General features: G+C 71.9%; 21 protein-coding genes. 16 read left to right on the top strand and 5 right to left on the bottom strand.

What is annotated here, in order from left to right:
- Positions 1–110: 110 nt before the first annotated feature.
- Complete coding sequence (locus ACFVXA_RS31475; RefSeq protein WP_362024791.1) at positions 111–842, bottom strand: SDR family oxidoreductase; 732 nt, start codon at positions 840–842, stop codon at positions 111–113.
- A 298-nt stretch (positions 843–1,140) separates the two neighbouring features.
- On the opposite strand from ACFVXA_RS31475, the gene ACFVXA_RS31470 reads away from it, so the two are divergent.
- From ACFVXA_RS31470 to ACFVXA_RS31460, 3 genes are all read left to right on the top strand, one after another.
- Positions 1,141–1,962 carry an AIM24 family protein gene (locus tag ACFVXA_RS31470; protein ID WP_383743426.1) on the top strand — a complete coding sequence of 274 codons (822 nt, stop codon included), beginning with the start codon at positions 1,141–1,143 and terminating at the stop codon, positions 1,960–1,962.
- Between the two features lie 97 nt (positions 1,963–2,059).
- Positions 2,060–2,686 (top strand): dihydrofolate reductase family protein, encoded by a 627-nt coding sequence (locus ACFVXA_RS31465; RefSeq protein ID WP_390027928.1) that lies wholly within the window; start codon positions 2,060–2,062, stop codon positions 2,684–2,686.
- A 94-nt stretch (positions 2,687–2,780) separates the two neighbouring features.
- Positions 2,781–3,686 (top strand): DMT family transporter, encoded by a 906-nt coding sequence (locus ACFVXA_RS31460; RefSeq protein ID WP_390027926.1) that lies wholly within the window; start codon positions 2,781–2,783, stop codon positions 3,684–3,686.
- Between the two features lie 214 nt (positions 3,687–3,900).
- Here ACFVXA_RS31460 and ACFVXA_RS31455 read toward each other — a convergent pair whose 3' ends face one another.
- Together ACFVXA_RS31455 and ACFVXA_RS31450 are read right to left on the bottom strand one after the other, a co-directional pair.
- Entirely contained in the window at positions 3,901–4,287 is a 387-nt protein-coding gene (locus ACFVXA_RS31455) for a ribonuclease domain-containing protein (protein WP_362024803.1), read from the bottom strand.
- Between the two features lie 231 nt (positions 4,288–4,518).
- Complete coding sequence (locus ACFVXA_RS31450) at positions 4,519–4,725, bottom strand: hypothetical protein (RefSeq protein ID WP_389469110.1); 207 nt, start codon at positions 4,723–4,725, stop codon at positions 4,519–4,521.
- Between the two features lie 366 nt (positions 4,726–5,091).
- Here ACFVXA_RS31450 and ACFVXA_RS31445 point away from each other — a divergent pair, with 366 nt between their 5' ends.
- The 3 genes from ACFVXA_RS31445 (at position 5,092) to ACFVXA_RS31435 (ending at position 8,365) form a co-directional block, all read left to right on the top strand.
- On the top strand, positions 5,092–6,264 hold the full coding sequence (locus tag ACFVXA_RS31445; protein ID WP_362025086.1) for a histidine kinase: 1,173 nt from the start codon (positions 5,092–5,094) through the stop codon (positions 6,262–6,264).
- A 213-nt stretch (positions 6,265–6,477) separates the two neighbouring features.
- Positions 6,478–7,149, top strand: coding sequence for a response regulator (locus ACFVXA_RS31440; RefSeq protein WP_390027924.1), 672 nt, complete (start codon positions 6,478–6,480; stop codon positions 7,147–7,149).
- Between the two features lie 43 nt (positions 7,150–7,192).
- Positions 7,193–8,365 (top strand): cytochrome P450, encoded by a 1,173-nt coding sequence (locus tag ACFVXA_RS31435; RefSeq protein ID WP_383743435.1) that lies wholly within the window; start codon positions 7,193–7,195, stop codon positions 8,363–8,365.
- Positions 8,366–8,533: 168 nt separating this feature from the next.
- Here ACFVXA_RS31435 and ACFVXA_RS31430 read toward each other — a convergent pair whose 3' ends face one another.
- Positions 8,534–9,547, bottom strand: a complete 1,014-nt coding sequence (locus tag ACFVXA_RS31430) for a Gfo/Idh/MocA family oxidoreductase (RefSeq protein WP_390027922.1) — start codon at positions 9,545–9,547, stop codon at positions 8,534–8,536.
- A gap of 128 nt (positions 9,548–9,675) precedes the next feature.
- Here ACFVXA_RS31430 and ACFVXA_RS31425 point away from each other — a divergent pair, with 128 nt between their 5' ends.
- The 10 genes from ACFVXA_RS31425 to ACFVXA_RS31380 all read left to right on the top strand — a co-directional run bounded on the left by ACFVXA_RS31425 (position 9,676) and on the right by ACFVXA_RS31380 (position 23,811).
- The gene (locus tag ACFVXA_RS31425; RefSeq protein WP_362025089.1) at positions 9,676–10,413 is read left to right on the top strand and encodes a GntR family transcriptional regulator; all 738 of its coding nucleotides are present in this window, start codon (positions 9,676–9,678) and stop codon (positions 10,411–10,413) included.
- 228 nt (positions 10,414–10,641) lie between these two features.
- Entirely contained in the window at positions 10,642–11,646 is a 1,005-nt protein-coding gene (locus tag ACFVXA_RS31420; RefSeq protein WP_362024819.1) for a sugar ABC transporter substrate-binding protein, read from the top strand.
- Positions 11,643–12,704: an ABC transporter permease gene (locus ACFVXA_RS31415; RefSeq protein ID WP_390027919.1), complete on the top strand. Its 1,062-nt coding sequence runs from the start codon at positions 11,643–11,645 to the stop codon at positions 12,702–12,704. Before ACFVXA_RS31420 ends, ACFVXA_RS31415 begins: the two co-directional genes overlap by 4 nt.
- A complete protein-coding gene (locus tag ACFVXA_RS31410) occupies positions 12,701–13,522 on the top strand; it encodes an ATP-binding cassette domain-containing protein (protein ID WP_390027916.1) in 822 nt (273 codons plus the stop codon). Before ACFVXA_RS31415 ends, ACFVXA_RS31410 begins: the two co-directional genes overlap by 4 nt.
- A 188-nt stretch (positions 13,523–13,710) precedes the next feature.
- Positions 13,711–14,856 carry an ROK family glucokinase gene (locus ACFVXA_RS31405; protein WP_362024829.1) on the top strand — a complete coding sequence of 382 codons (1,146 nt, stop codon included), beginning with the start codon at positions 13,711–13,713 and terminating at the stop codon, positions 14,854–14,856.
- Complete coding sequence (locus tag ACFVXA_RS31400; RefSeq protein ID WP_362024832.1) at positions 14,853–15,434, top strand: sugar kinase; 582 nt, start codon at positions 14,853–14,855, stop codon at positions 15,432–15,434. Before ACFVXA_RS31405 ends, ACFVXA_RS31400 begins: the two co-directional genes overlap by 4 nt.
- Positions 15,435–15,661: 227 nt before the next feature.
- On the top strand, positions 15,662–18,673 hold the full coding sequence (locus ACFVXA_RS31395) for a DEAD/DEAH box helicase (protein ID WP_390027934.1): 3,012 nt from the start codon (positions 15,662–15,664) through the stop codon (positions 18,671–18,673).
- 677 nt (positions 18,674–19,350) lie between these two features.
- Positions 19,351–21,375: an SWIM zinc finger family protein gene (locus tag ACFVXA_RS31390; RefSeq protein WP_390027914.1), complete on the top strand. Its 2,025-nt coding sequence runs from the start codon at positions 19,351–19,353 to the stop codon at positions 21,373–21,375.
- 674 nt (positions 21,376–22,049) lie between these two features.
- Positions 22,050–23,321 (top strand): sulfite oxidase, encoded by a 1,272-nt coding sequence (locus ACFVXA_RS31385; protein WP_390027912.1) that lies wholly within the window; start codon positions 22,050–22,052, stop codon positions 23,319–23,321.
- Between the two features lie 274 nt (positions 23,322–23,595).
- The gene (locus ACFVXA_RS31380; protein WP_383907074.1) at positions 23,596–23,811 is read left to right on the top strand and encodes a DUF6243 family protein; all 216 of its coding nucleotides are present in this window, start codon (positions 23,596–23,598) and stop codon (positions 23,809–23,811) included.
- Between the two features lie 281 nt (positions 23,812–24,092).
- On the opposite strand, the gene ACFVXA_RS31375 is transcribed toward ACFVXA_RS31380, so the two are convergent.
- Complete coding sequence (locus ACFVXA_RS31375) at positions 24,093–26,117, bottom strand: CocE/NonD family hydrolase (RefSeq protein ID WP_390027910.1); 2,025 nt, start codon at positions 26,115–26,117, stop codon at positions 24,093–24,095.
- Positions 26,118–26,121 lie beyond the last annotated feature (4 nt).

The raw sequence follows: 26,121 nt of genomic DNA, 5'->3' as shown, positions 1-26,121 counted from the left end.
GTTCCCCGCGCCCTTTCAGGGGCGCGGGGAACTGCGCGGTCTTCAGGGAGGTCTGGGGTGCAGCCCCCGGATGGGACGGGCAGGGGCGGCGGGGGCGGAACAAACCGCACCTACGCCGCGTACCCCCCGTCCACCGAGAACTCCGCCCCGCTGACGTACGCGGCTTCGCTCCCGGCCAGGTAGGCGACCAGACACGCGACCTCCGTCGCCGTCCCGAACCGCCCCAGCGCGGTCATCGCCGCCTGGCCGGCCGCGGAGGGCCCGTCCGCCGGATTCATCTCCGTGTCGATCGGCCCGGGATGCACGATGTTCGCGGTGATCCCCCGATCACCCAACTCCCGCGCCAGCGCCTTCGTCAGCCCGATCAACGCCGACTTACTGGTGGCGTACAGCGTCCCGCCCGGCCCGGGCACCCGCTGTGTCATGCAGGTGCCGACCGTGATGATCCGCCCGCCACGGCCCATCCGGGAGGCGGCGGCCTGGGAGGCGAGGAAGACTCCGCGTACGTTCACGGCCAGGACCCGGTCGACGTCGGCGAGGGACAGGCTCTCCAACGGGGCGAGCAGACCGACGCCCACGTTGTTCACGAGGACGTCGAGGCTGCCGAGTGCCTCCGCCGTACGCCGCACGGCGCCGGCCGCCTCCAGCGGATCCGCGGAGTCCGCCCGCAGGGCGAGCCCCCGCCGCCCCAGCGACTCGACGGCACGTACGACGTCCTCCGCCTCCTCCTTGCCGCGCACATAGGTGACGGCCACATCCGCCCCCTCCCGGGCGAGCCGCACGGCCGTCGCCGCACCGATGCCACGGCTCCCGCCGGTCACCAGGGCCACCTTGCCGTTCATGGTCCCTCGAGAGGTCGTGGATTCTTGATAGGTCGTGGGTCCTTCAGAGGTCGTGGGTCCTTCAGAGGCCGTGGGTCCTTGAGGGGCCCTGGGTCCTTGAGGGGCCGTGGGTCCTTGAGAGGCCGTGGATCCTTCAGAGGTCGTGCTTCCTTGTAGAGGCGTGCGTCGTGAAGTCATGCGTCCATCTCAGCGGCCGGCCCGGCGAGGTGCTGGCGGCGAACGGACACCGAATTCGGGTCACCCAGGACCGCGCCCAGATGGCCGGAACTCTTCCCTCCACCTCCCGCGTTCTCCCGTCGTGACTCTTCAGCAAGAAATCGTCGGCAACGCCATGCAGATGGCGGTCGTCAACCTGAGCCCCGGCCAGACCGTGTACTGCGAGGCGGGGAAGTTCCTGTTCAAGACGACGAACGTGACCATGGAGACCCGGCTCTCCGGACCGCCGGGCGCCGGGGGCGGCCAACAGCCCGGGAGCGCCGGAGGCGGCGGCATGGGCGGCATGCTGCGCCAGGCCATGGGGACGGCCATGCAGGTCGGCCAGCGCGCACTCGCGGGCGAGTCGCTGGCGTTCCAGTACTTCACGTCGACGGGCGGCGAGGGCACCGTCGGCTTCGCGGGTGTGCTGCCCGGCGAGATGCGCGCCCTGGAACTCGACGGCACGCGCGCGTGGTTCGCGGAGAAGGACGCCTTCGTGGCGGCGGAGTCCAGCGTGGAGTTCGGGATCGCCTTCCAGGGCGGCCGGACCGGACGCAGCGGCGGCGAGGGCTTCATCCTGGAGAAGTTCACCGGGCGCGGGACCGTGATCATCGCCGGTGCGGGCAATTTCATCGACCTGAATCCGGCGGACTTCGGCGGCCGCATCGAGGTCGACACGGGCTGCGTCGTCGCCTTCGAGGAGGGCATCCAGTACGGCGTCCAGCGCGTCGGAGGACTCAACAGACAGGGCCTGATGAACGCCGTCTTCGGCGGCGAGGGCCTGTCCCTGGCCACCCTGGAGGGCAACGGGCGGGTGATCCTCCAGTCCCTCACCATCGAGAGCCTCGCCAACGCCCTGAAGAAGGCCCAGGGCGGTGACAAGCAGGGCCCGACCGGAGGACTGTTCTCGACACACGCCGGGTGACGCCCTTGACGCACGCCGGGTGAAGCGATGAGTTGCGGGGGCCGGCGGGGTCTGACGTGATGACAACAGACCCCGCACCGGAAAGCAGGCACCCGACATGGGCAAGCTCGTCTCCACCGTCTTCGTCACGCTCGACGGCGTCTACCAGGCCCCCGGCGGCCCCCAGGAGGACCCCCGCGGCGGCTTCGAGCAGGGCGGCTGGAGTTTCCCGTACGGCGACGAGGACTTCGGCCGGTTCATCCACGAGGTCTTCGACCGCGCGGGTGCCTTCCTGCTCGGCCGTCGTACGTACGACATCTTCGCCTCGTTCTGGCCCAAGGTGACCGACCCCGCCGACCCGGTCGCCTCCAGACTGAACGCGCTGCCGAAGTACGCCGTCTCGTCGAGCCTCACCGACCCCGACTGGGCCGGCACGACCGTGATCGGCGGCGACCTCGCCAAGGAGGTCACCGTCCTCAAGGAGCGCACCGACGGCGAACTCCAGGTGCACGGCAGCGGCGCCCTCGTGCGCTCCCTGCTCGCCCTGGACCTCGTCGACACGATCCACGTACTGACCTTCCCGGTCGCACTCGGCGCGGGCCTGCGTCTGTTCCCCGAGGGCGGCGTCCCGACGGCCTTCCGGCACACCGGTGGCCGGGTCACCGCCGCCGGGGTCTCCATCCAGTCGTACGACCCGGCGGGGCGCCCGGAGTACGGCTCGTACGCGCTCCCGGAAAACGCCTAGTCAGTCCGTCGCCGCGTCGGTACGGTGATCGTTCCCGTGCGAGCCGCCGCCGTCTCCACACATGCCCGCCCGCAGGAGACCCGGAGCCGCACCCATGTCGTCGATCGCCGTACCAGGCGCGCTCGCGCCGCGCCGCGGCCGGCTCACCGATCTGCCCGTGCTGCTCGTGGCGGTGGTCTGGGGCGCCAGCTATCTCGCGGCCAAGGACATCACCACGGCCCGGACGGTGATCGCCGTCCTGGGGCTGCGCTTCGCGATCGTGCTGCCGGTGCTGGTGACCGCGGGATGGCGCGCGCTGCGGGCCCTGACGGCGGCGCAGTGGCGCGGGGCCGGGGCGCTCGGGCTGATCCTGAGCGGGATCTTCCTGCTGGAGACGTACGGCGTCGTCCACACCTCCGCCACCAACGCGGGCCTGATCATCAGCCTCACCATGATCTTCACGCCGCTCGCCGAAGCGGCCGTGACCCGCGTGCCCCCCTCGCGCGCGTTCCTCGCGGCGGCCGGTCTCTCCGTGCTGGGCGTCGTGCTGCTCACCCAGGGCGGCGGGTTCACCCGCCCCTCACCGGGCGATCTGCTGATGCTCCTCGCGGCCCTGGCCCGGACCGTGCACGTGCTCGCCATGTCCCGCATCGAGTCGGTCCAGGGTGCCGACGCGCTGCCCCTGACCACCGTCCAACTGGGCGCCGCGGTGGCCGTGTTCGCCGTGCTGTCGACCGGTGCGGACGCCACTCCGTGGAGCACCGCCGCGGGCTTCGGGGCGGGGGAGTGGACCGGGCTGCTGTTCCTGTCCGTGTTCTGCACGCTGTTCGCCTTCTTCGTGCAGATGTGGGCGGTGCGCAGGACCTCGCCGTCCCGGGTCAGCCTGCTGCTCGGAACCGAGCCCCTGTGGGCGGCCGCGGCGGGGATCGCCCTCGGCGGTGAACGCCTCGGCGCGCTCGGGCTGATGGGCGGCGTTCTCGTCCTCGCGGGGACCGCGTGGGGGCGCCGGGCGGCGGGTTGACCCCGGAAACCAGGCGAGCCACCGGACACACGCCGGGCGGCCGCGACCGCAATGATGGCGTCCGGGCCGGGCATGCCTCGCCCCGCAGCCGATGAACGTGGGGGGTCTGCGGGGCGAGGGTCTGTCCATGCGGCACTTCTGCGCGAGCGTCGCACTGCTCGTGCCGTCGTTCCCGCTGTTCGCCGCCGTGGCCGGGCAGCGGGCCGACCTCGGATCAGCAGCCGAAGTTGATCAGCTTGAACGTGACGTAGTGGTCCGAGGTGTAGTAGTCCTCATCGGTCTTCTTGCCGGTGACGATGCGCTTGGCGCCGCGCGTCGAGGAACCCGGTGTGATGACCGTGTACTCGTGATAGTAGCCAGTGGACTGACTGGGCAGGACGGCCTCCCGGTTCTGGAAGACGGCCCCGTCCTGTGAATACGGGAAGGGGCCGTTCGACGCGATCAGGTCGAGCGTGTCGTACGCCTGCGACGGCAGTGCGGTGTAGCAGATGCTGCCGACGGCGGCGTCCGCCGTGGTGGCCGTGACGGTGCCGCCCACTACGAGGGCGGACAGCAGGGCGGCCGTGGTGCCGATGCGTGTTGCGCGTGGGGGGAATCTCATGAACCCAGGATGACGCGCGTAGACCGTGGCATGTCAATGACAACTTCAGAGATTTACCCTTCAAGTGCGATGAGTTTTCAGGACGTTAACTTCGGGATCGGCGTCCGCGACGCCCGCACGCGACGGAGGCATGCACGGCAAGCTCTGTGGGGGCCACCGTCGCGTGCGGTGTCTGACGATGCGTCAGTCGATCGTCAGCTTCTTCTTCCAGCCGGCGTGTGCGCTTCGCGTTCAGCCGGGCCCGTGGCTCTCGGCGGCCGCGAACAGCGCGAATGCCAGTACGAGAAGTGCGACGCTCGCGTAGATCTCGTGGCCGTCGAGAAAGCCGAACCGCTGTACGAGCCCCCACCCGTGCAGACGGCCGGTGATCTCGTGCACCAGGCCCAGGGCGCCCTGGACCAGGGCGACACAACCGAGTAGCTCCAGAATCCGCTTCATATGACGACCCTCGCCCCGCGGACGCCCGCGTTCATCGGCCGCGGGGCGAGGCATGTCCGACCGAAGTCGGGGGCCGGTGGGAAGGGACGGAACGAAAGTCTGAAGCGGCGCGACTTTGGTCGGTGCTCCCGGGCGCGGGCACAGGCCGACGGGCGCGGCTGCGTAGATTTGTCGACCGTGAGTGGTGACAAGGCGGCGCGCGTGCCGTGGAAGAGGGCCATCGGAGTGCGGGAGACGGCTGCGGCCGTGCCGGTGGCGGTGGCTTCGCCTGAGGGGCTGACCGGGCAGGTGGTGCCTGCGGCGGGAGCCCTGCCCGGGCGACGGTGGCTGCTGCCCTCGGCCGTGGTCGCCGAACTGGACCCGGACATGGAGCGGACGCGCCGGGGCGGCCGGCCGCGCCGTACCGTGCGCGACTGGGTCGTCGACTTCGGATGCTTCCTGCTGGCCGTCGTCATCGCGGTGGCGGCCGCGAACACGCTGACCCACGACCCGAACACCCCGCACGGTCTCGCCGTCGCCGACCAGTGGCTCGGCGCGCTCGCCTGCGCGGCCGTCTGGCTGCGGCGGCGTTGGCCGCTGGGCCTGGCCATCGCCATGATCCCCGTCGGGGTGGTCTCCAACACCGCGGGCGGCGCGGACCTGATCGCCCTGTTCACGCTCGCCGTGCACCGGCCCTTCAAGTACGTGGGCTGGCTCGCCGGCATCCAGCTCGCCCTGCTCCCGGCGTTCTACTGGCTGCGGCCCGACCCCGACCTGCCGTACCTCGCCGCGGTCGCCGTCACCGCACTGCTCACCGCGACGGTGGTCGGCTGGGGCATGTTCGTACGCTCCAAGCGTCAGCTCATGCTGAGTCTGCGGGACCGCGCGCGGCGGGCCGAGACGGAGGCGGAGCTGCGCGCCGAGCAGGCGCAGCGGCTCGCGCGCGAGGCCATCGCGCGCGAGATGCACGACGTGCTCGCGCATCGGCTCACGCTGCTGAGCGTGCACGCGGGGGCGCTGGAGTTCCGGCCGGACGCGCCCCAGGAGGAGGTCGCGCGGGCGGCCGGGGTGATCCGGGAGAGCGCGCACGAGGCCCTGCAGGATCTGCGGGAGATCATCGGCGTGCTGCGGGCCGGTGACTCCGACGACGCGGGGCGCCCGCAGCCGACGCTCGGCGCGCTCGACGGGCTGGTCGCCGAGTCCCGCTCGGCCGGCATGAAAGTGGTCCTCGACAACCGCGTCGCCGACCCGTCCGCCGTCCCCGCGTCCGTCGGCCGCACCGCGTACCGGATCGCCCAGGAAGGCCTGACCAACGCCCGTAAGCACGCCCCGGGTGCCGAGGTCACCGTCTCCCTCTCCGGCGCTCCCGGAACCGGCCTCGCCGTGTCGGTCGGCAATCCGCCACCACCGGGGGACGTCCCCCACGTCCCCGGGTCAGGGCAGGGCCTCATCGGACTGACCGAGCGGGCCACGCTGACGGGCGGGCGACTTGAGCACGGGGGTACGGGGGACGGGGGGTTCGAGGTACGCGCGTGGTTGCCGTGGGGAGCAGCCTCTTAGCCCGTCCTGTTGGGCCGTCCTCTCAGCCCGCCCTGTCAGCGCGTCCTCTCGGCCCATCCTCTCGGCCCGTCCGGTCAGCCCGTCCGGCGTTCGAGGACGAGGCCGTTCAGGCCGAAGCGGGGTCCGGGGCGCAGCCCCCGAGTACGGAACGGCCGGCGAGGGTGAAAATCCTTCGGCCCACCCGACCCCCGCCCGATCACTACGGTAGGGCCCATGACTGCCATCCGACTGCTCCTCGTCGACGACGACCCCCTGGTGAGAGCAGGCCTGTCCTTCATGATGGGCGGCGCCGACGACATCGAGATCGTCGGAGAGGCCGCCGACGGCGGCGAGGTGGAGGCGCTCGTCGACCGCACCCGGCCGGACGTCGTCCTCATGGACATCCGCATGCCGACGGTCGACGGCCTCACGGCCACGGAGCGGCTGCGCGCCCGCGCGGAGGCACCCCAGGTCGTGGTCCTGACCACCTTCCACGCCGACGACCAGGTGCTGCGGGCGCTGCGCGCGGGGGCGGCCGGATTCGTACTGAAGGACACCCCGCCGACGGAGATCCTGGCGGCGGTGCGGCGGGTGGCGGCCGGTGATCCCGTGCTGTCGCCCACCGTCACCCGCCAGTTGATGCGGCACGCCGCGGGCTCCGCGCTCGACGCGCGCCGCTCCGCCGCCCGGACCCGGATCGCCGCCCTGAACGACCGTGAGCGCGAAGTCGCCGTCGCGGTCGGGCAGGGCAGCTCGAACGCCGAGATCGCCGCCGCGCTGTTCATGAGCGTCGCCACCGTCAAGACCCACGTCTCCCGCATCCTCGCCAAGCTCGACCTCAACAACCGCGTGCAGATCGCCCTGTTGACGTACGACGCGGGGCTGCTGGAGGAGGACGGGCACTGATCGGGGGCGCCGGGCGTTGTGCGGGGCAGGGGAAGGGAGAACCATGATCGATCTGGGGGAGTTCGGGGCCGGGTTCACGAAGGACCCGTATCCGGTGTACGCGGAGCTGCGCGAGCGGGGTCCCGTCCACTGGGTGCGGACGCCGCCACCCGGCGCGTACGAGGGCTGGCTCGTCGTGGGGTACGAGGAGGCGCGGGCCGCCCTCGCCGACCCGAGGCTGTCCAAGGACAGCGGCAAGAGCGGGCTGAGGTCGCTCGACGAGGAGCTGATGGGCCGGTATCTGCTGATCACCGACCCGCCCGAGCACACCCGGCTGCGCTCACTCGTCTCGGGCGCGTTCACCATGCGACGGGTGGAGGCGCTGCGCCCGCGCGTCCAGCAGATCACCGACGAGCTGCTGGACGCGATGCTGCCGAAGGGCCGCGCGGACCTCGTGGACTCCTTCGCCTACCCGCTGCCCCTCACGGTCATCTGCGAACTCCTCGGCGTCCCGGACATCGACCGGGTGGCGTTCCGCGCCCTGTCGAACGCGATCGTGGCACCGTCCGAGGGGGACGACGACATCGCCGCCTTCGAGGGACTCGCCGCGTATCTGGACGAGTTGATCGAGGACAAGCGGTGCACGGCACCGGCCGACGACCTGCTCAGCGCCCTCATCCGCACCCGCGCGGAGGACGGCGACCGTCTCTCGCACGGCGAACTGCGCGCGATGGCGTTCATCCTGCTGGTCGCGGGCCACGAGACGACGGTCAATCTGATCACGACCGGGGTGCACACCCTGCTCGCCCACCCCGACCAACTCGCCGCGCTGCGGGCCGACATGACCCTCCTCGACGCCACGGTGGAGGAGCTGCTGCGCTTCGAGGGACCGGTGCACACGGCGACCTATCGCTATGCGGCGGAACCGATGGAGATCGGCGGCAGATCCATCGCGGTGGGCGACCCGGTGATGATCGGCCTCGACGCGGCCAACCGGGATGCGGTGCACCTCACGGACCCGCACCGCTTCGACATCCACCGCGCCCCGCGGGGCCATCTCTCCTTCGGGCACGGCATCCACTACTGCCTGGGCGCACCCCTGGCCCGCCTCGAAGCCCGCGTCGCGCTGCGCTCCCTACTGGAGAGATGCCCCGATCTCGCGCTCGACGGGCCCCCGGGCGACTGGCTGCCCGGCATGCTGATGCGCGGCCTGCGCAGCCTGCCGGTGCGCTGGTGAGCGGCTGACGAGCAGCTTTTCGCCCCGCCCGCCACGTCCGCCCGTTCTGCCCCCTCCGCCCCCGAACTCCCGCTCTTCGAACGAGCGCGGAGCGCGATACGGAGATCTGCGGGCAGAGTCCCCAGGTTCGGGACGGGTGGCAGGGCCGGCGGGGGCGAAGAACCCCGTTCAGTCCCGCCCGCCCGGGATCTCCGCCAGCCGCACCGGGCGCCGCTCCCGGCGGGACAGCTCGCACGCCTCGGCGATGCGCAGGGCCAGCAGCGCCTCGCGCCCGTCGCACGGGTTGGTGCGCTCACCCCGGACGACCTCGACGAACGCGGCGAGCTCGGCCTCGTACGCGGGGCCGAAGCGCTCCAGGAAGCCCATCCACGGCTTGTCGGCGGGCGGCGGCCCGGCCGCTTCGGTGGAGGCGATCGGCGTACGGTCGTCGAGGCCGACCGCGATCTGGTCCAGCTCGCCGGCGAGCTCCATCCGGACGTCGTAGCCCGCGCCGTTCACCCGGGTCGCCGTCGCCGTGGCGAGCGTGCCGTCGTCGAGGGTGAGGACGGCCGCGGCGGTGTCGATGTCACCCGCCTCGCGGAACATCGAGGGCCCGGCGTCCGACCCGGTCGCGTACACCTCGGTGACCTCACGGCCGGTGACCCAGCGCAGTATGTCGAAGTCGTGGATCAGGCAGTCCCGGTAGAGCCCGCCGGAGAGCGGGAGGTAGCCGGCCGGGGGAGGAGACTGGTCGGACGTCATCGCCCGCACCGTGTGCAGGCGTCCGAGCCGTCCGGACCGTACGGCCTCCCGGGCCGCCGTGTAGCCCACGTCGAAGCGGCGCTGGAAGCCCAGCTGCAGCACCGTTCTGGCGGCGTCCACCTCGGCGAGCGCGGCCAGTGTGCCCGCCAGATCGAGCGCGATGGGCTTCTCGCAGAAGACCGGGAGTCCGGAGCGTGCTGCCCGACCGATCAGTTCGGCGTGGGCCGAAGTCGCCGCGGTGATCACCACCGCGTCCACGCCCCAGGTGAAGATCTCGTCCACGCTGGGCGCCGCCGTCGCCCCCAGTCGGTCCGCCAGCTGATGGGCCCGCGCCGTGTCCGCGTCCGTGACGATGAGGGAGCCGCCGACCTCACGGTGACGGCTGAGAGTGGTCGCATGAAATGTACCGATACGACCCGCTCCGATGAGTCCGATGCGCATGGGAACAAAGTGAGGGCGGACCCAGCACCATGTCAATGGTTTGTCCGGACAATCGAACTTCACAACTTCCCGTCAACATCTCCCGGAGCTACGCTCGGGCCGTGCCGAAACCAGATGTGGATCCGACCGTGTCGCTCCAGCTCAGCGTCGACCGCAGCAGTCCGGTCCCGCTCTACTTCCAGCTGTCCCAACAGCTGGAGGCCGCGATCGAGCACGGAACGCTGACCCCGGGCAGTCTTCTCGGCAACGAGATCGAGCTCGCCGGGCGGCTCGGCCTGTCCCGGCCCACCGTCCGCCAGGCCATCCAGTCCCTCGTCGACAAGGGCCTGCTCGTACGGCGCCGCGGCGTCGGCACCCAGGTCGTGCACAGCCAGGTCAAGCGTCCGCTGGAACTCAGCAGCCTCTACGACGACCTCGAATCGGCGGGCCAGCGCCCGGCCACCCAGGTGGTCGTCAACACCGTTGTGCAGGCGTCCGCCGAGGTCGCCGCCGCGCTGGGCGTGGCCGAGGGCAGCGACGTACACCGGGTGGAACGGCTGCGGCTCGCGCACGGGGAGCCGATGGCGTACCTCTGCAACTACCTGCCCCCCGAGCTGCTGGAGCTGGACAGCGCCCAGATGGAGGCCACCGGGCTGTACCGGCTGATGCGCACGGCGGGCATCACGCTGCACAGCGCCCGGCAGTCCGTCGGCGCCCGCGCGGCGACCGAGGAGGAGGGCGAGCGGCTCGGCGAGCCGGCCGGTGCGCCGCTGCTCACCATGCAGCGCACGACCTTCGACGACACCGGCCGGGCCGTCGAGTTCGGCACCCACATCTATCGCGCCTCGCGCTACTCCTTCGAGTTCCAGCTCCTCGTACGGCCCTGAGGGCCCGGCTCGCGCTCCTCACGGCATCCGCCGCCGTCACCGAGAAGGGCATGCCGCGGACCGGAGAAGTCCACCGCGCGGGACCCGCTGACGCGGTGCATGATCCCCGTGATCGATACTTGGGCGTTCGGGGCCGGTGAGACGCCTGCCCCCGGGCCTACGGGACGGCCCTCCGGGCCGGTCCACTGGCCCGGCGCACCAAGGAGCAAGCAAGAAGGGCACGGCCTCGTGGCACGGACTCGGACCTGGGTAAGCATCGCGCTCGCAGGGGCGCTGGGGGTGTCCCTCGCGGGATGCAGCAGCACCGGCGGGAAGCGGGCCGAGGACGCCCGCAAGGCGGCGGTGGCCCAGGGCAGGGCCGCGGTGAACACGCCCAAGTGGACCTTCGCGATGATCACCCACTCGGGCGACGGCGACACCTTCTGGGACATCGTGCAGAGCGGCGCCAAGCAGGCAGCCGTGAAGGACAACATCAACTTCCTGTACTCGCACAACGCCGAGGCGCAGCAGCAGGCGCAGCTCGTGGACGCGGCGGTCGACAAGAAGGTCGACGGCATCATCGTCACGCTCGCCAAGCCCGACGCCATGAAGGCGGCCGTCGCGCGCGCCGAGAAGGCCGGCATCCCCGTGATCACGGTGAACTCCGGCTCCGAGGAGTCCAAGGCGTTCGGCGCGCTCACCCACATCGGACAGGACGAGACGATCGCCGGCGAGGCGGTCGGCGACGAACTGAACAAGCGCGGCAAGAAGAAGGCGCTCTGCGTCCTGCACGAGCAGGGCAACGTCGGCCACGAACAGCGCTGCGCGGGCATCAAGAAGACCTTCCACGGCACCGTGCAGAACCTCTACGTCCAGGGCACCAGCATGCCCGACGTGCAGGCCTCCATCGGCGCCAAGCTCCAGGCCGACACGTCCATCGACTCGGTCGTCACGCTCGGCGCGCCCTTCGCGGACACCGCGGTCAAGGCCAAGCAGGACGCGGGCAGCAAGGCCGAGATCGACACCTTCGACCTGAACGAGAAGGTGGCCGCGGAGCTCAAGGACGGCACACTCGGCTTCGCCGTCGACCAGCAGCCCTACCTCCAGGGGTACGAGGCGGTGGACCTGCTCTGGCTCTACAAGTACAACGCCGACGTCCTCGGCGGCGGCAAGCCGGTCCTCACCGGGCCGCAGATCATCACCAAGGACCAGGCGGGCGCCCTCGAGGAGTACGCGAAGCGAGGGACCCGATGAGCGGCACGGCACCCGCCCCCGCGCCGTCGCCGGCCACCAAGACCGACGAGCGCCTGCTGAGGACCTCACCGCTGCGCAAGCTCATGGGCCGCCCCGAGCTCGGCTCGGTGGTCGGCGCGATCGCCGTCTTCGTCTTCTTCGCGATCTTCGCGGACAGCTTCGTACGGGCCGCCAGTCTCAGCACGGTCCTGTACGCCTCCTCCACCATCGGCATCATGGCCGTGCCGGTCGCCCTGCTGATGATCGGCGGCGAGTTCGACCTCTCCGCGGGCGTCATGGTGACCAGCTCCGCCCTGATCTCCTCGATGTTCAGCTACCAGATGACCGCGAATGTCTGGGTCGGCGTCTTTGTCTCGCTGCTCGTCACCCTGGCGATCGGCGTCTTCAACGGCGTCATGCTGACCCGCACCGACCCGCCCAGCTTCATCATCACGCTCGGCACCTTCCTGATGCTGACCGGTATGAACCTCGGCTTCACCAAGCTGATCAGCGGCACGGTCTCCACGAAGTCGATCTCCGACATGGAGGGCTTCTCCTCCGCCAGGGACGTCTTCGCCTCGACGATCACGATCGGCGGCGTCGACTTCAAGATCACCATCCTGTGGTGGCTGGCCTTGGTCGCCGTCGCCACCTGGATCCTGCTGCGCACCCGCGTCGGCAACTGGATCTACGCCGTGGGCGGCGGCGAGGAGGCGGCCCGCGCGGTCGGCGTCCCGGTCGACAAGACCAAGATCGGCCTCTACATGGGCGTCGCCTTCGGCGCCTGGATCTCCGGCCAGCACCTGCTGTTCTCGTTCGACGTCGTGCAGTCCGGCGAGGGCGTCGGCAACGAGCTGATCTACATCATCGCGGCCGTCATCGGCGGCTGTCTGATCACCGGCGGCTACGGCTCCGCGGTCGGCGCGGCGGTCGGTGCGCTGATCTTCGGCATGGTGAGCAAGGGCATCGTGTTCGCCGAGTGGAACCCGGACTGGTTCAAGTTCTTCCTGGGAGTGATGCTGCTCCTGGCGACCCTGCTCAACCACTGGGTCCGCAAGCGCGCGGAGGCGACGAAGTGACCACGGACGCGGACAAGACGACCGACGCGGCCTCCACGGACCGCACGCCGCTCGTCGCACTCGACGACGTCAGCAAGTACTACGGCAACATCCGCGCCCTCGAGGGCGTCTCGCTGGAGGTCCACGCGGGCGAGATCTCCTGCGTGCTCGGCGACAACGGCGCGGGCAAGTCCACCCTCATCAAGATCATCGCGGGGCGTCACCGGCACGACACGGGCACGCTGCGCATCGAGGGCGAGGAGACCCGGCTGTCCTCCCCGCGCGAAGCCCTCGACCACGGCATCGCCACGGTCTACCAGGACCTCGCCGTCGTCCCGCTGATGCCGGTCTGGCGGAACTTCTTCCTCGGCTCCGAACCCAGGAAGGGCGTCGCCCCCTTCAAGCACATGGACGTCGACTTCATGCGCAGGACGACCCACGCGGAACTCCTGCGTATGGGCATCGACCTGCGCGACGTCGACCAGCCCATCGGCACCCTGTCCGGCGGTGAGCGCCAGTGCGTGGCGATCGCCCGCGCCGTCTACTTCGGCGCCAAGGTCCTCGTCCTCGACGAGCCCACCGCGGCCCTCGGTGTGAAGCAGTCCGGTGTGGTCCTGAAATATGTGGCCGCCGCACGGGATGCCGGACTGGGTGTTGTGTTGATCACCCACAACCCTCATCACGCGTACCTCGTGGGCGACCGCTTCGTCCTTCTCAAGCGCGGCACGATGTTCAGCAGCAACGCCCGCGACGAGATCACCCTGGACGAGCTGACCCGCCAGATGGCGGGGGGAAGCGAACTGGACGACTTGCGGCACGAGCTGGAACGCACTACCTAGACCGATCGCGGCCGCCGGGGAGACGTGCCCCGTCAGGGGCGCGGGGAACTGTGCGACCAGCCCCCCGGCGGCCCGCGGTGAACCGACCGCAGAGGCCCTCGAGCACAAGCGGAGCGGAACCGTGCCGCCGGGCTCGGCGAAGGCTCCCGCAGTGCAGGCCCGCACCGGCGTAAGGCAGAATCGGGCCGATGAGCACCTACCGCGACCTCGCACACCGCGGCTCCGCGCGGGCCACCGTCCTGCGGACCGTGGGGACGCGCGAGCGCCGTTCCCACCTGACGGCGCCCCGCGTCCCCACCGTCGGCATCGACATCGGCGGTACGAAGGTGATGGCGGGCGTCGTGGACGCCGACGGCAACATCCTGGAGAAGGTCCGCGCCGAGACGCCGGACAAGTCCAAGAGCCCGAAGGTCGTCGAGGACACCATCGTCGAGCTGGTCCTGGACCTCTCCGACCGGCACGACGTGCACGCGGTCGGCATCGGCGCGGCGGGCTGGGTCGACGCGGACCGCAACCGCATCCTGTTCGCCCCGCACCTGTCGTGGCGCAACGAACCCCTGCGGGACCGCATCTCCAGCCGCCTCGCCGTCCCCGTCCTGGTGGACAACGACGCCAACGCCGCCGCCTGGGCGGAGTGGCGTTTCGGCGCGGGCCGCGGCGAGGACCACCTCGTCATGATCACGCTCGGCACCGGCATCGGCGGCGCCATCCTGGAGGACGGCCAGGTCAAGCGCGGCAAGTTCGGCGTGGCCGGCGAGTTCGGCCATATGCAGGTCGTGCCCGGCGGCCACCGCTGCCCGTGCGGCAACCGCGGCTGCTGGGAGCAGTACAGCTCCGGAAACGCGCTGGTCCGCGAGGCCCGCGAGCTCGCCGCCGCCGACTCCCCGGTGGCGTACGGGATCATTGAGCACGTCAAGGGCAACATCGGCGACATCACAGGACCGATGATCACCGAGCTGGCCCGCGAGGGCGACGCCATGTGCATCGAGCTGCTCCAGGACATCGGCCAGTGGCTCGGCGTCGGCATCGCCAACCTGGCCGCCGCCCTGGACCCCTCCTGCTTCGTCATCGGCGGCGGCGTCAGCGCCGCCGACGACCTCCTGATCGGCCCCGCGCGCGACGCCTTCCGCCGCCATCTGACCGGCCGCGGCTACCGCCCCGAGGCCCGGATCGCCCGCGCCCAGCTCGGCCCCGAGGCCGGCATGGTCGGCGCCGCCGACCTCGCCCGTCTCGTCGCCCGCCGCTTCCGCCGCGCCAATCGGCGTCGCGTGGAGCGCTACGAGCGGTACGAGCGCTACACGGAGTCCCGACGTACGGCCCAAGGGTCGCTGTGACCGCCTCGCTGCCGCGCCAGGCGTCGCCGCCGGACGAGCCGAAGCGGCCCCCGGAGGACCCGCGCCACAAGTTCCGCCGCCGTGCCCTGACGCTGCTGATCATCGTGCTGCTCATCGGCGTACCGGCCGGCTACCTGGTGATCTCCGCCAACCAGAGCCGCGACAGCGGCAAGCAGAAGGAGGAGAAGTACTCGGCGACCGGCCTCACCTCGGGCTGGCCGTCGCGCGTCCAGCGCCGCCTCTATCAGGTGCCCATCCCGACGAACGCCACCGACATCGCCTACTACGAGACGAACAACTGGAAGACCAGCCGCCTGTACGTGCAGTTCGGCACCACCGACGACGACCTGGACAAGTTTCTCGCGGACGTCGGCACCAATCGGAACGCCCTGAAGAAGGCCGACATCACCATCAGCGCCCGCGACCAGAAGGTCGTCGGCTGGAAGTTCACCGGCCCCGGCCCCTGGTCCGGCCTCGTCCACGAACAGAAGGACCCGGCGCCCACCCAGGACATCGTCGTGAACTGGTCCCAGCCCCAGCACCCCATGGTGTACGTCGTCTCGCGCACGATCCCCTGACCGGTCCCGGCAGGGTCGCCGAGGCCGATTGTCAGACCCCGCCCGTAGAGTCGAAGACAACTGATTCGACCGAGGGGCGGGAGGTGACCGGGCGTATGGGGGACGGGGTGTATTCGGCGGGCGCGACGGTCGCCGGGGGCCGGCCCGCGGCAGTGGCCACGGGCGGACCAGCGACGGTTGCCGACGGCGGGTCGGCGGCAGTCGAGAGCGGGCCGGTGCCGTCCGGGATGACGGCGTCCGCGCGTCTCGCGGCCGTCTTCCTGCCCGCGCCGCTGCCGCGCCAGGGACGGGTCGCGTTCTGGGATCCGGACGGAGCGCTGCCGGCGTCGGGTGAGCGTGCTGCGTTGCAGGCCTCGGGAGAGCGGGACGAGCCGCTGCCTTCGGCGGAGCGCGTCGTGGGGGCGCCTGGCCATACGTATGTCGCAGGGACGCGTGCGCCTGAGCCTGTCGCGGGCAAGGATGCTCATGAGCCTGAACCGGGGACGCCCGGCCGGCAGCGGGTCGTGGGGGCGGCGGCCCGGGAGCAGGGTGAGAACGGGGCGTCGGGTGAGCGCCCCGAGCTGACGGAGCTGACGGTTGTACGGCCGCACGGTTCCGGAGTCCGCAGAGGCATCGTCCCCACCGTGATCCTGTCGATCGGCGAGGCCCTTCCGCTGCTGGCCGGGGCGCGCCGTGACCCCGCCGCGCATCCCGCCACCGCCTGCTGGGGCGCGGCCGCGCTGCACGCGCTGCGGCTCGTCGCGCGCGGGCGGCTGCTGCCGGGGCTGACCCCCGACGGCGTCGACGCATGGCGTGCGGGCCCACTGGACCAGGAGGACATCGCGCACCTCAGGTCGGTGGCCGCGGCCCTCCCGTACGAAGGACACGCGGTACCGCTCCCCGGCAAGGGGCCGCTCCGGCTGCCCGAACCGGAAGCGCTGATGAGGTCCTTCCTGGACGCGGTCGCGGACACACTGCCGCGCACCCCTGCCGCCCCCTACACCTCGGGGAAACCCTTCGCGGCGAGCGGACCGCAGCGGCTGCCCGCGGCCCACGACTGGGCCGCCGAGGTCGCCGCGGGCATGGACGCGGGCGTCCGGATCTCGCTGCGCCTGGACCTGTCGGCGTACCAGCTCTTCGACGACGGCGAGGGAGCGCGTCGCGCGGGCGCGGCCGTCGTGCAGGTGCACAGCCTCGCCGACCCCACGCTCGTAGTGGACGCGTCGGCGTTGTGGGCGGGGGAGGCCGACGCGACCTTCGGCCCCCGCGCGCGCGTCGACGCGGCGCTCGCCGTCCGTCGCGCCGCCCGCGTCTGGCCACCGCTGGACCGGCTGTCCGAACAGGACGTGCCCGACGTCCTGGCCCTCTCCGAGGAAGAGCTGTCCGATCTGCTCGGGGTCGCCGCGACCCGGCTCGGCGCGGCCGGCGTCGCCGTGCACTGGCCTCGGGACCTCGCCCACGACCTGAGCGTGGCGGCGGTGGTGCGTCCCGCGCCCGGTTCGGCGACGGACGGCACCGGCTTCTTCGAGAGCGAGGAACTGCTCCAGTTCCGCTGGCAGTTGGCCCTCGGCGGCGATCCGCTCACCGAGGCCGAGATGGACATCCTGGCCGAGGCCCACCGCCCGGTCGTGCGGCTGCGCGACCAGTGGGTGCTCGTCGATCCCGCCCTCGTCCGCAAGGCCCGCAAGCGCGAACTGGGCCTGCTCGACCCGGTCGACGCGCTGTCCGTGGCGCTCACCGGCAGCGCCGAGGTCGACGGCGAGACGGTCGAGGCGGTGCCGGTCGGCGCGCTGGCCGCGCTGCGCGACCGGTTGACGGCGGGCGTGGCTCCCGTGAAGCCGCCGCCCGGCCTTCAGGCCACGCTCCGGGACTACCAACTCCGCGGCCTGGCCTGGCTGGACCTCATGACCTCCCTCGGCCTCGGCGGCTGCCTCGCCGACGACATGGGCCTCGGCAAGACCGTCACCGTCATCGCGCTGCACCTGCGGCGGGCCCATCGCGAGCCGACCCTGGTGGTCTGCCCGGCCTCCCTGCTGGGCAACTGGCAGCGGGAGATCGCCCGTTTCGCACCCGGCGTCCCCGTCCGCCGTTTCCACGGACCCGACCGCACCCTGGAGGACCTCGACGGCGGTTTCGTCCTCACCACATACGGGACGATGCGGTCCACCGCCCCGCGCCTCGCCCAGCAGAAGTGGGGAATGGTCGTCGCCGACGAGGCGCAGCACGTCAAGAACCCGTACTCGGCGACGGCGAAGGCCCTGCGGACCATCCCGTCCCCCGCACGCGTGGCGCTCACCGGCACCCCCGTGGAGAACAACCTCTCCGAACTCTGGGCCCTGCTGGACTGGACGACCCCCGGCCTGCTCGGCCCCCTCAAGTCCTTCCGCGCCCGGCACGCGCGCGCGGTGGAGAACGGCGAGGACGAGGAGGCGGTGGCCCGCCTGGCCCGGCTGATCCGCCCCTTCCTGCTGCGCCGCAAGAAGTCGGACCCCGGCATCGTCCCGGAGCTTCCGCCCAAGACGGAGACGGACCACCCGGTCCCGCTGACCCGCGAACAGGCCTCACTCTACGAGGCGGTGGTGCGCGAGTCCCTGCTGGCGATCGAGACCGCCGACGGCATCGCCCGCCGCGGCCTCGTCCTGAAGCTCCTCACCTCCCTCAAGCAGATCTGCAACCACCCCGCGCTGTACCTGAAGGAGGACGCGCGGGCCGCCGCCCACGGGCCCTCCGCCCGCTCCGGCAAACTCGCCCTGCTCGACGAGCTGTTGGACACACTGCTGGCCGAGGACGGCTCGGCCCTGGTCTTCACGCAGTACGTGGGGATGGCCCGCCTGATCACGGCTCACCTGGCCGCCCGCGCCGTCCCGGTGGAGCTCCTGCACGGCGGCACCCCGGTCGCCGACCGCGAACGCATGGTGGACCGCTTCCAGAGCGGGGCGACCCCGGTCCTGATCCTCTCCCTCAAGGCGGCAGGCACCGGCCTGAACCTCACCCGGGCGGGCCATGTCGTCCACTTCGACCGCTGGTGGAACCCCGCCGTCGAGGAACAGGCCACCGACCGCGCCTACCGCATCGGCCAGACCCAGCCCGTCCAGGTCCACCGCCTCATCACCGAGGGCACGGTGGAGGACCGCATCGCCGAGATGCTCGAAGCGAAGCGGGCGCTCGCCGACGCGATCCTCGGCTCCGGCGAGGCGTCCCTGACCGAACTGACCGACCGCGAGCTGTCCGACCTGGTGTCCCTCAGGAGGGCGACGTGAACGCCTCCGAGAAGGAGCCGCGCCCTGGCACCGGTGGTGGTGCGGAGGGGGGCGTGGAGTGGCCGCCTGTCGGCGATGGCGCTGGCGATTGCGGTGCGGATGAGGATGCGGATGTCGGGCCGTCGCGTCCCGCCGACGTGGCACGGCGGGCTTTGCGGGCCGCACGGGAGCGCGAGGCCCGCGAGGCTCGCGAGGCGGAGACTGATCAGGCGGCTCCCGCACGTTGGCGGGGTGCGGAGGCCGCGGCCCGTACCCCCGGGCGGGAAACTGCCTCCGTACCCGAACGACGCCCGGGCGATGTGGCGCGCGAGGCGCTCCGGCGCGCGATCGCGGGAGGCGGCGCGACGACGTCCGCCCCCGAATCGGCTCCGGCTCCGGCGGTCCCGGCAGCGCCTGATGACTCCGAGACACGGAAACTGGAGGGCCGTACGTCCCGGGCGGGTACGGATGCGCCGGGCGTGACCTCGACGGACTTGGGCCGGGGGGAGGGGGCTTCGGCGGGCGGAGCCGGGACGGGTGCGTCTGCTGCGGATACGGCGTCCTCGGACGCTCCGGGCTCGGGCTCTCCGGGTACTGCTTCGCCGGGCTCGGGCTCTCCGGGTACTGCTTCGCCGGGCTCGGGCTCTCCGGGTACTGCTTCGCCGGGCTCGGGCTCTCCGGGTTCTGCTTCGCCAGGCATGGCCTCCACGGAGCAGGTGTCCGCGGGTCCGGGCGCTTCGGGCTCGGCCCCCGTGGATTCCGGCTCTCCGGGCTCAGCGCCTACGGGCTCGGCATCAGCGGGCACGGCCCCCACGGTCCGTCCCAGCGGGGGCGCCGCGGGTGGCGCGCGTCCCGGTGACGTCGCTCGGGAGGCGTTGCGCGCTGCGCGGAGTGAGGCGGCGCGGGCGCGAACGGACGCCGAGACCAAGGGTGTTGGGGCCGCACGCCGGTCCGCCGACCCTACGGCGCCCCGGGCCCAGCCTCGGCGCAGCTCGCCGGATCAGGGCCGCGGAGCGAGGGCCCGTGACGTACGGGATCTGCTCGCCGGTGCGTTCGAGCTGCCCACGGACGCGACACCGCTGGGCGGCGCGTCCGAGGACGAGCGTGCGGCGCGCCCTGGCGCTGAGACGGGGAGGCGTCGGGGTGCACTCCTGGGTGAGCGGGGACGCGAGACGGCCGGGGACTCGCGTCCCGGTCGGACCGAGGGCGCGGGCCAAGTGGCACCGGAACCACAGGCTCCCGAGGCACAGGCGCCTGACTCCCAAGTCCCGCATGTACCAGCCCTCGACGCGCAGGCCCCGAACTCCCAAGCCGCGAACTCCCAAGCCCCGGACGTGCGGGCCCCCGATCCGCGCCCCGGGCCGTTCGGAGGTGTGCGTGACGCCGTGTCGGGCCCCCGCCCGGTGGCGCCGGAGACGACCGGGCCGAGTGCGCCCCCGGGCGGGCGTGTTCCCCGGTCCATGGCGGCGCCCGGGCGCGATGGCGAGCTGCGTCGTACCTTCGCCGCGCTCCCCACAAGGGAGTTGGGCGCGGACGCCTTCGCGGAGACCTGGTGGGGCAACGCGTGGGTGACCGCCTTGGAGGAGGGGGCGCTGGACGCGGCACGGCTGGCGCGCGGGCGGGCGTACGCCGGGCACGGGTATGTGGACGCCATCACGGTGACGCCGGGGTCGGTGCTCGCGTATGTGCACGGGAGCCGGCCTCGGCCGTATCGGGTGCAGGTCAGGGTGCGGACGCTGTCCGACGGTGACTGGGACCGTTTCCTGGACGCGGCCGCCGAGCGGCCCGGTCACATCGCCGCGCTGCTCGACAAGGAGATGCCCAAGTCGCTCGCGGAGTGCGGGATCGAGCTGCTCCCCGGCCCCGGCGAGCTCGAACCGCACTGCAGTTGTCCCGACTCCGGTCACCCCTGCAAGCATGCGGCGGCCCTCTGCTATCAGACGGCACGTCTGCTGGACGAAGACCCCTTCGTGCTGCTCCTGCTGCGCGGCCGGGGCGAACGCGAGCTGCTCGACGCGCTGTCCCGGCGCAACGCCGCCCGCGCGGCCCGCGCCGCCCAGGAACAGGAACCGGCCCCCCTCCCCGGCGTACGCGCCCGCGATGTCCTCGCCCGGCGTGCGTTGCCGTGCCTCCCCGCGCCTCTGCCGGCGCCCCCGCACCCCGAGCAGCCACCGACCTATCCGGGCGCGCCGGGCGGACCGGACCCGTTCGCGCTCGACCAGTTGGCCACGGACGCGGCCGCCCGCGCGCATGCGCTGCTCACCACGGGCCGCGATCCGGTGGCGGAGCTGACGCTCTGGCAGGACGCGGTACGGCTGGCCGCCGCACGCCCCGGTTCCGGCCTTACCGCCGCCACCCGCGCCCTGTACTCCTCGCTCGCGTCCGCGACCGGTCGTACCCCCGCCGATCTGGCGCGGGCGGTCGCCGCCTGGCGGCAGGGCGGATTCGAAGCGCTGAGGGTGCTCGAAGAGCCCTGGGACCCACCGGCGGGCCGTTTCGACCGGGCCAGGCCGCTCCTCCTCGCCGCCGACCTCCCCGCCTTCCGCCCCTGGCGCAACCAGCTCACCCATCCCCGCGGCCACGCCCAACTCCGCCTCGGCCAGAACGGCCTCTGGTACGCCTACGAATCAGAACCGGGCCACGACGACTGGTGGCCCCGGGGCACCCCCGACCTCGACCCGGTCGGCGCGCTGACGGGCCTCGGCGCCCCGGGCGACCTCTGACCGCCCGGGCGGCTTCTGACCCCCGGCGACCGCTGCCCCCCGGCGACCCCTGAGCCGCCAACGACCCCAGACCCGCTGGCGCCCCTGACCGCCCGGCATTCCCTACACCGGCTGGCGATGTCCGTCTGCCCCTACGACGGCTTACCGCCTTTGCTGAACGCTGACGGCTGACCGCCGACCTCTGACCTCTGACCGCCGACCGCCTCCCGGCGACATCCGACGGCCCCCGGGTCGCTCTCCGTCCATCGAGTCGGACCTGGCCCGCGCTCGGCGCCAACTGCCTCGTTTCCCCTCCGAGTTGAGTCCCGGCCTCGTACCATGGCTGCCATGATCCTCGGCAACCACTACCCCGCCCCGCGGTCCCGCGCGCTGCTCTCGCGCGGTTGTTGTCGCTGATCCCCGGCACGGACGTCGCGGACGTCACGGACGCTGTGGCACGCGCGGTCGTGGTTGACGCCCCACCGGGGCAGACGTCCTAGCCGACGGTCGGTTCAGGCAGTCAGGCTGCCGCCGCCTTGTGCCGCACTCCCGCACTCCTCTCTCCCACACGGTTCTCTCGCCGTGCGCCGCGCCATCGCCCCGAACTCGGGCTCGACCCCGGTCCCGATCCCGAAGTCCCAACGCCCCAATGCCCCAACACCTATGTCCCAACGTCCCGAAAGGGAGGCCCCTCCATGCCGCGCCCCGAATCGAGTTACGACCGCCGCAGACTCCGTCAATGGCTGGCGGGCGACGCCCGGGCCGACGGAGTCGCCCGTCGCGACCTGCTCAAGCTGCTCGCCGCGGCCGGACTCACCACGGCCGCCCCCGTCGCCCTGGGCACACCGGCAGCAGCGGCAGCAGCCGCCACCACCGCGGCGGCCCCCGGTATCGTCAAGCCGCTCCCCGACGACTGGTTCACGATCCGCGGTACCAACGCCGAGACCAAGTTCCCGTCCCTCGCCGGCACCGGCTATCACACCCCCATCGACCACTTCTTCGTACGCAACCACACCTCCACCCCGATCCTGGACGCCCGGACATGGAAGCTGACCGTGTGGGGCGACGGGCTCGCGCGTGAGGAGCCCGTCGAGTTCGGCCTCGACGACCTCAAAAGGTTTCCGGCGACCACCCGCACCGCGTTCGTGGAGTGCGCGGGCAACGGTCGCAGCTTCTTCACGACGCAGCAGGGGCAGTCGGTCACCGGCACGGCCTGGACGCTGGGTGCGATCGGCACGGCGCGCTGGAAGGGCGTACGGCTGGCCGAGGTGCTCCGCGCGGCCGGGCTCACGCGCCGCGCCGTGGACGTGATGCCGCGCGGCCTCGACGCCGAGTACGTCACGGCGGACGGTGCGAACCTCGGGCATGTCCGGCGTCCGTTGCCGCTGTCGAAGGCGCTGGACGACGTGCTGCTCGCGTACGAGATGAACGGCGAGGAGCTGCCCCCGGACCACGGCCACCCGGTGCGCCTGCTCGTGCCTTCCTGGGTGGGCATCTCCTCGATCAAGTGGCTCGGTGACATCGAGGTCGCCGCCCAGCCGCTGTACTCGCCGTGGAACACCGACTTCTACCGGCTGTTCGGCGACGCGTACCCCGAGGGAGGCAGCGCGTCGCTGACCCACCAGACGCTCAAGAGCGCCTTCGAGCTCGCCTGGAACGCGAGTCTCCCGGCCGGTGCGGACCATCGCCTCACCGGCCGGTCGTGGTCGGGCGCCGGTGGTGTCGTCCGCGTCGAGGTGAGCACCGATGGCGGGACCACCTGGCGTCCGGCCCGGCTGTATGACGCCCCGCGCCGGGCGGGCTGGGTCCGCTGGTCCACCGACTGGCGTCCGACGACTCCAGGGACGTACACACTGCTGGCCCGCGCCACCGACACGACGGGCCGCAGACAGCCGGAGACCACCGTCCTCAACACCCAGGGCTACCTCTTCGACGCGGTGGTCCGGCACCCCGTCCAGGTGGTCTGACCGCGCCCGGCACCACCTGGCACATGTCGTAGAAGCCGTCTCTGGGCCCTGGCTCGCCTCCCTCTGGCGGGGCTTCGTGATGTGGCCGACGCCGGGACGGCGAAGAACTTGGTGTGCGGGGCCGACGGAACCAGGTAACGTCTTGGTCATGTTCTTCCAGGCGCCGATTTACGAGTGAGGCCGTGATGGGCTCCCGTTGATGTCCTTCGACGTCGCCGCGCCCGCCCCCCACCGATGAATCCGTAGATCACTTCACATCATTCCGGGAGAACCCATGACAGTGAGCAAGAACATCAACAACCCCGTGGGCATGGGCGGCGGCCAGCGCAAGAAGCTGTCCCGCGCCGAACGGCAGAACAACGGTCCGCACCGTAACCTCGACCGCCAGGCTGCCGCCGACCAGAAGGCGGAGCTGGTGCGCAAGATGCGCGAGATGGCAGGCGCAGCCGAGGGCGCCGGGCAGACGAGCGACGACACCGCACAGAGCTGACGCACCGCCGCCGCAGGGCGGCACCGCATGGAGCAGGGCCCGGACGGCGACGCGCGGTCCGGGCCCTGCGGCCGTACCGGGCGCGGCCGGTCCCGGTCAGCTCTCGGCCGACCCCCCCGCATCTCAGCCGACCCCCCGGGGCAGCCGCAGATTCAGCAGCCCCGTCACCGCCACCCCCCGAGCTGCACCAGCAGCATCACCACCAGGCAGCCACAGCAGGCCACTTGGGGCGCCAGCACCTACCTCCCACCTGGCCGCCTTCGTACCCGCGCGGGCACGGTCTACAGCGCGTCCCTGGGGACCGACTCGTTCCAGGTGCGCGAGTCGACGCGCCGGCCGCCCTCGTAGGCGTCCAGCGTGGCGTTGACGTGAAACGCCTCGGCGTCACAGGTCAACCTCGTGCTCGTGCGGACCTCGACGTCCCACTCCCCGCGCCGGAAACTCATGGTCCACGTCACCTCACCGGCCGGTGAGGTGAAGTCGTCGGCGACCGAGGTGTACCGCTCGTGGGCACGGCAGCCGACGTCGAGGTCCTTCGCGTCGAAGTGGACGGTGCCGCGGTCCTTGACGATGTTCAACGCCGCGCCGTAGTCGACCAGGTCGCGGCTGACCTCCCAGCGCTGTTCCGGCGGTGTCACCTGTGTCGTCGTGGTGGGAGCCGTGCCCTCGGGTGCCTCGAACGGGGCCGGGGTATCCGGTTCGCCGTCGGCCGGCCGGACCGGCAGAACGAGACGGCTCGGCCGCTCGTGGACCGTCAGGAGCGTGGGCCGTGGTGGCGGCCAGGCCAATGGCCAGTACGACGTGGACAGCGAGAGCCGTACCCGGTGGCCCGGCGGGAATGCCTGCGCCACCCCGTTCAAGTGCACTGTGGCTCGATGGAGTTGGCCCGGTTCAAGGGGCGCCGGCTCGTCCGTACCGTCCCGCCGGGTGAGGTTGAGGACGCCGTACGTGACCCGGGTGGCGCTGCCGTCCGGGGCCACGTCGGAGAGCCGGGCGGCGACCATGGCCACGGGCTGGTCCGCGCTCACCTCCAGTTCGACGCGCGGCGCCCCGAGGATCTCCAGCCGGTCCCGCAGCGGCTCGGTCTCGTAGACCAGGGAGCCGCCGTCCTCCTCGCGCTGGTCGTAGGGCAGGTCGGGCGGGGCGTTGTAGGAGGCCCACTTTCCGGCGAACTGGCCCACGGACAATGGGGACTTCAGCGTCTGGCTGCCTCCGTCGTCGGAGGCTTCGTCCTCGGCGGTGAGGCGGCGGGAGCGCAACGCGTACGCGGTGTCGCGCACGTGCGGCGAGGGCCATGTCGGCTCGCCCACCCACCGGCCGGGACGTTCCTCGTACGAGGTCGAGGGCGGCACGCTCTCCTGCATCCACGCCCGCAGCATCGGACCGTCCATCGCCCCGTTGTCCGCCCCCTTGAGCCAGTGGTCCCACCAGCGCACCACTTCCTGGAGGTAGCCGATGGCGGGTCCGGGCTCGCCCAGGTGCGGGTACTTGTGGGACCAAGGGCCGATCAGCCCCTTGCGCGGCACGTCCAGACGGGCGAGCAGCCGGGTCACCGCGTTCGAGTAGCCGTCGGCCCACCCGCTGGAGGCGAGGACGGGGCAGCGCACGGCCGTGTAGTCCTCGCACACCGATGCGTGCCGCCAGTAGCTGTCGCGGCGCTGATGGCGCAGCCAGTTCAGGACCCACGGCTCGGCGGCTTCCAGACGCTCGTGCCACATCTCGCGCCAGCGGTCGCCGACGGCGGACGGGTCCGGCGGGCACGTGGTGTGGGCGAACATCGTGCCCGCCTCGGCGAGGTTGTCGGACAGCATCGCGCCGCCCATGTAGTGCATGTCGTCCGAGTACCGGTCGTCGGTGAACGAGGAGATGACGACGGCCCGCAGACTCGCGGGTCGCCGGGCGGCCACCTGAAGCGCGGCGAACGCGCCCCAGGAGAGGCCCATCATCCCGGTCGTGCCGTCGCACCAGGGTCGCGCGGCCAGCCAGTCGAGCACCGCCTCGGCGTCGCTCTGCTCGACTTCCAGGTACTCGTCGGTGAGCACGCCCTCCGAGTCGCCGGTACCGCGCAGGTCGACGCGGACACACGCGTAGCCGTGCCCTGCGATGTAGGGGTGATGGATCGAGTCGCGGACCGAGCTCAAGTCCCCCTTGCGGTACGGGATGTACTCCAGGATCGCCGGGACGGGGGAGTCGTCGGAGGACACCGGGCGCCAGATGCGCGCGGAGAGGTGGACGCCGTCCGGCATCGGGATCCGGACGTGGTCCTCCTGCATGGTGGTGTGGGGGAGGTTCTCGATGTATCGCATAGGT

Origin of the sequence: Streptomyces sp. NPDC058246, assembly GCF_042881985.1 — a bacterium.
Lineage (GTDB): Bacteria > Actinomycetota > Actinomycetes > Streptomycetales > Streptomycetaceae > Streptomyces.
The sequence above is the reverse complement of the archived record's forward strand: the minus strand, read 5'-3'. Positions and strand labels throughout refer to the sequence as shown.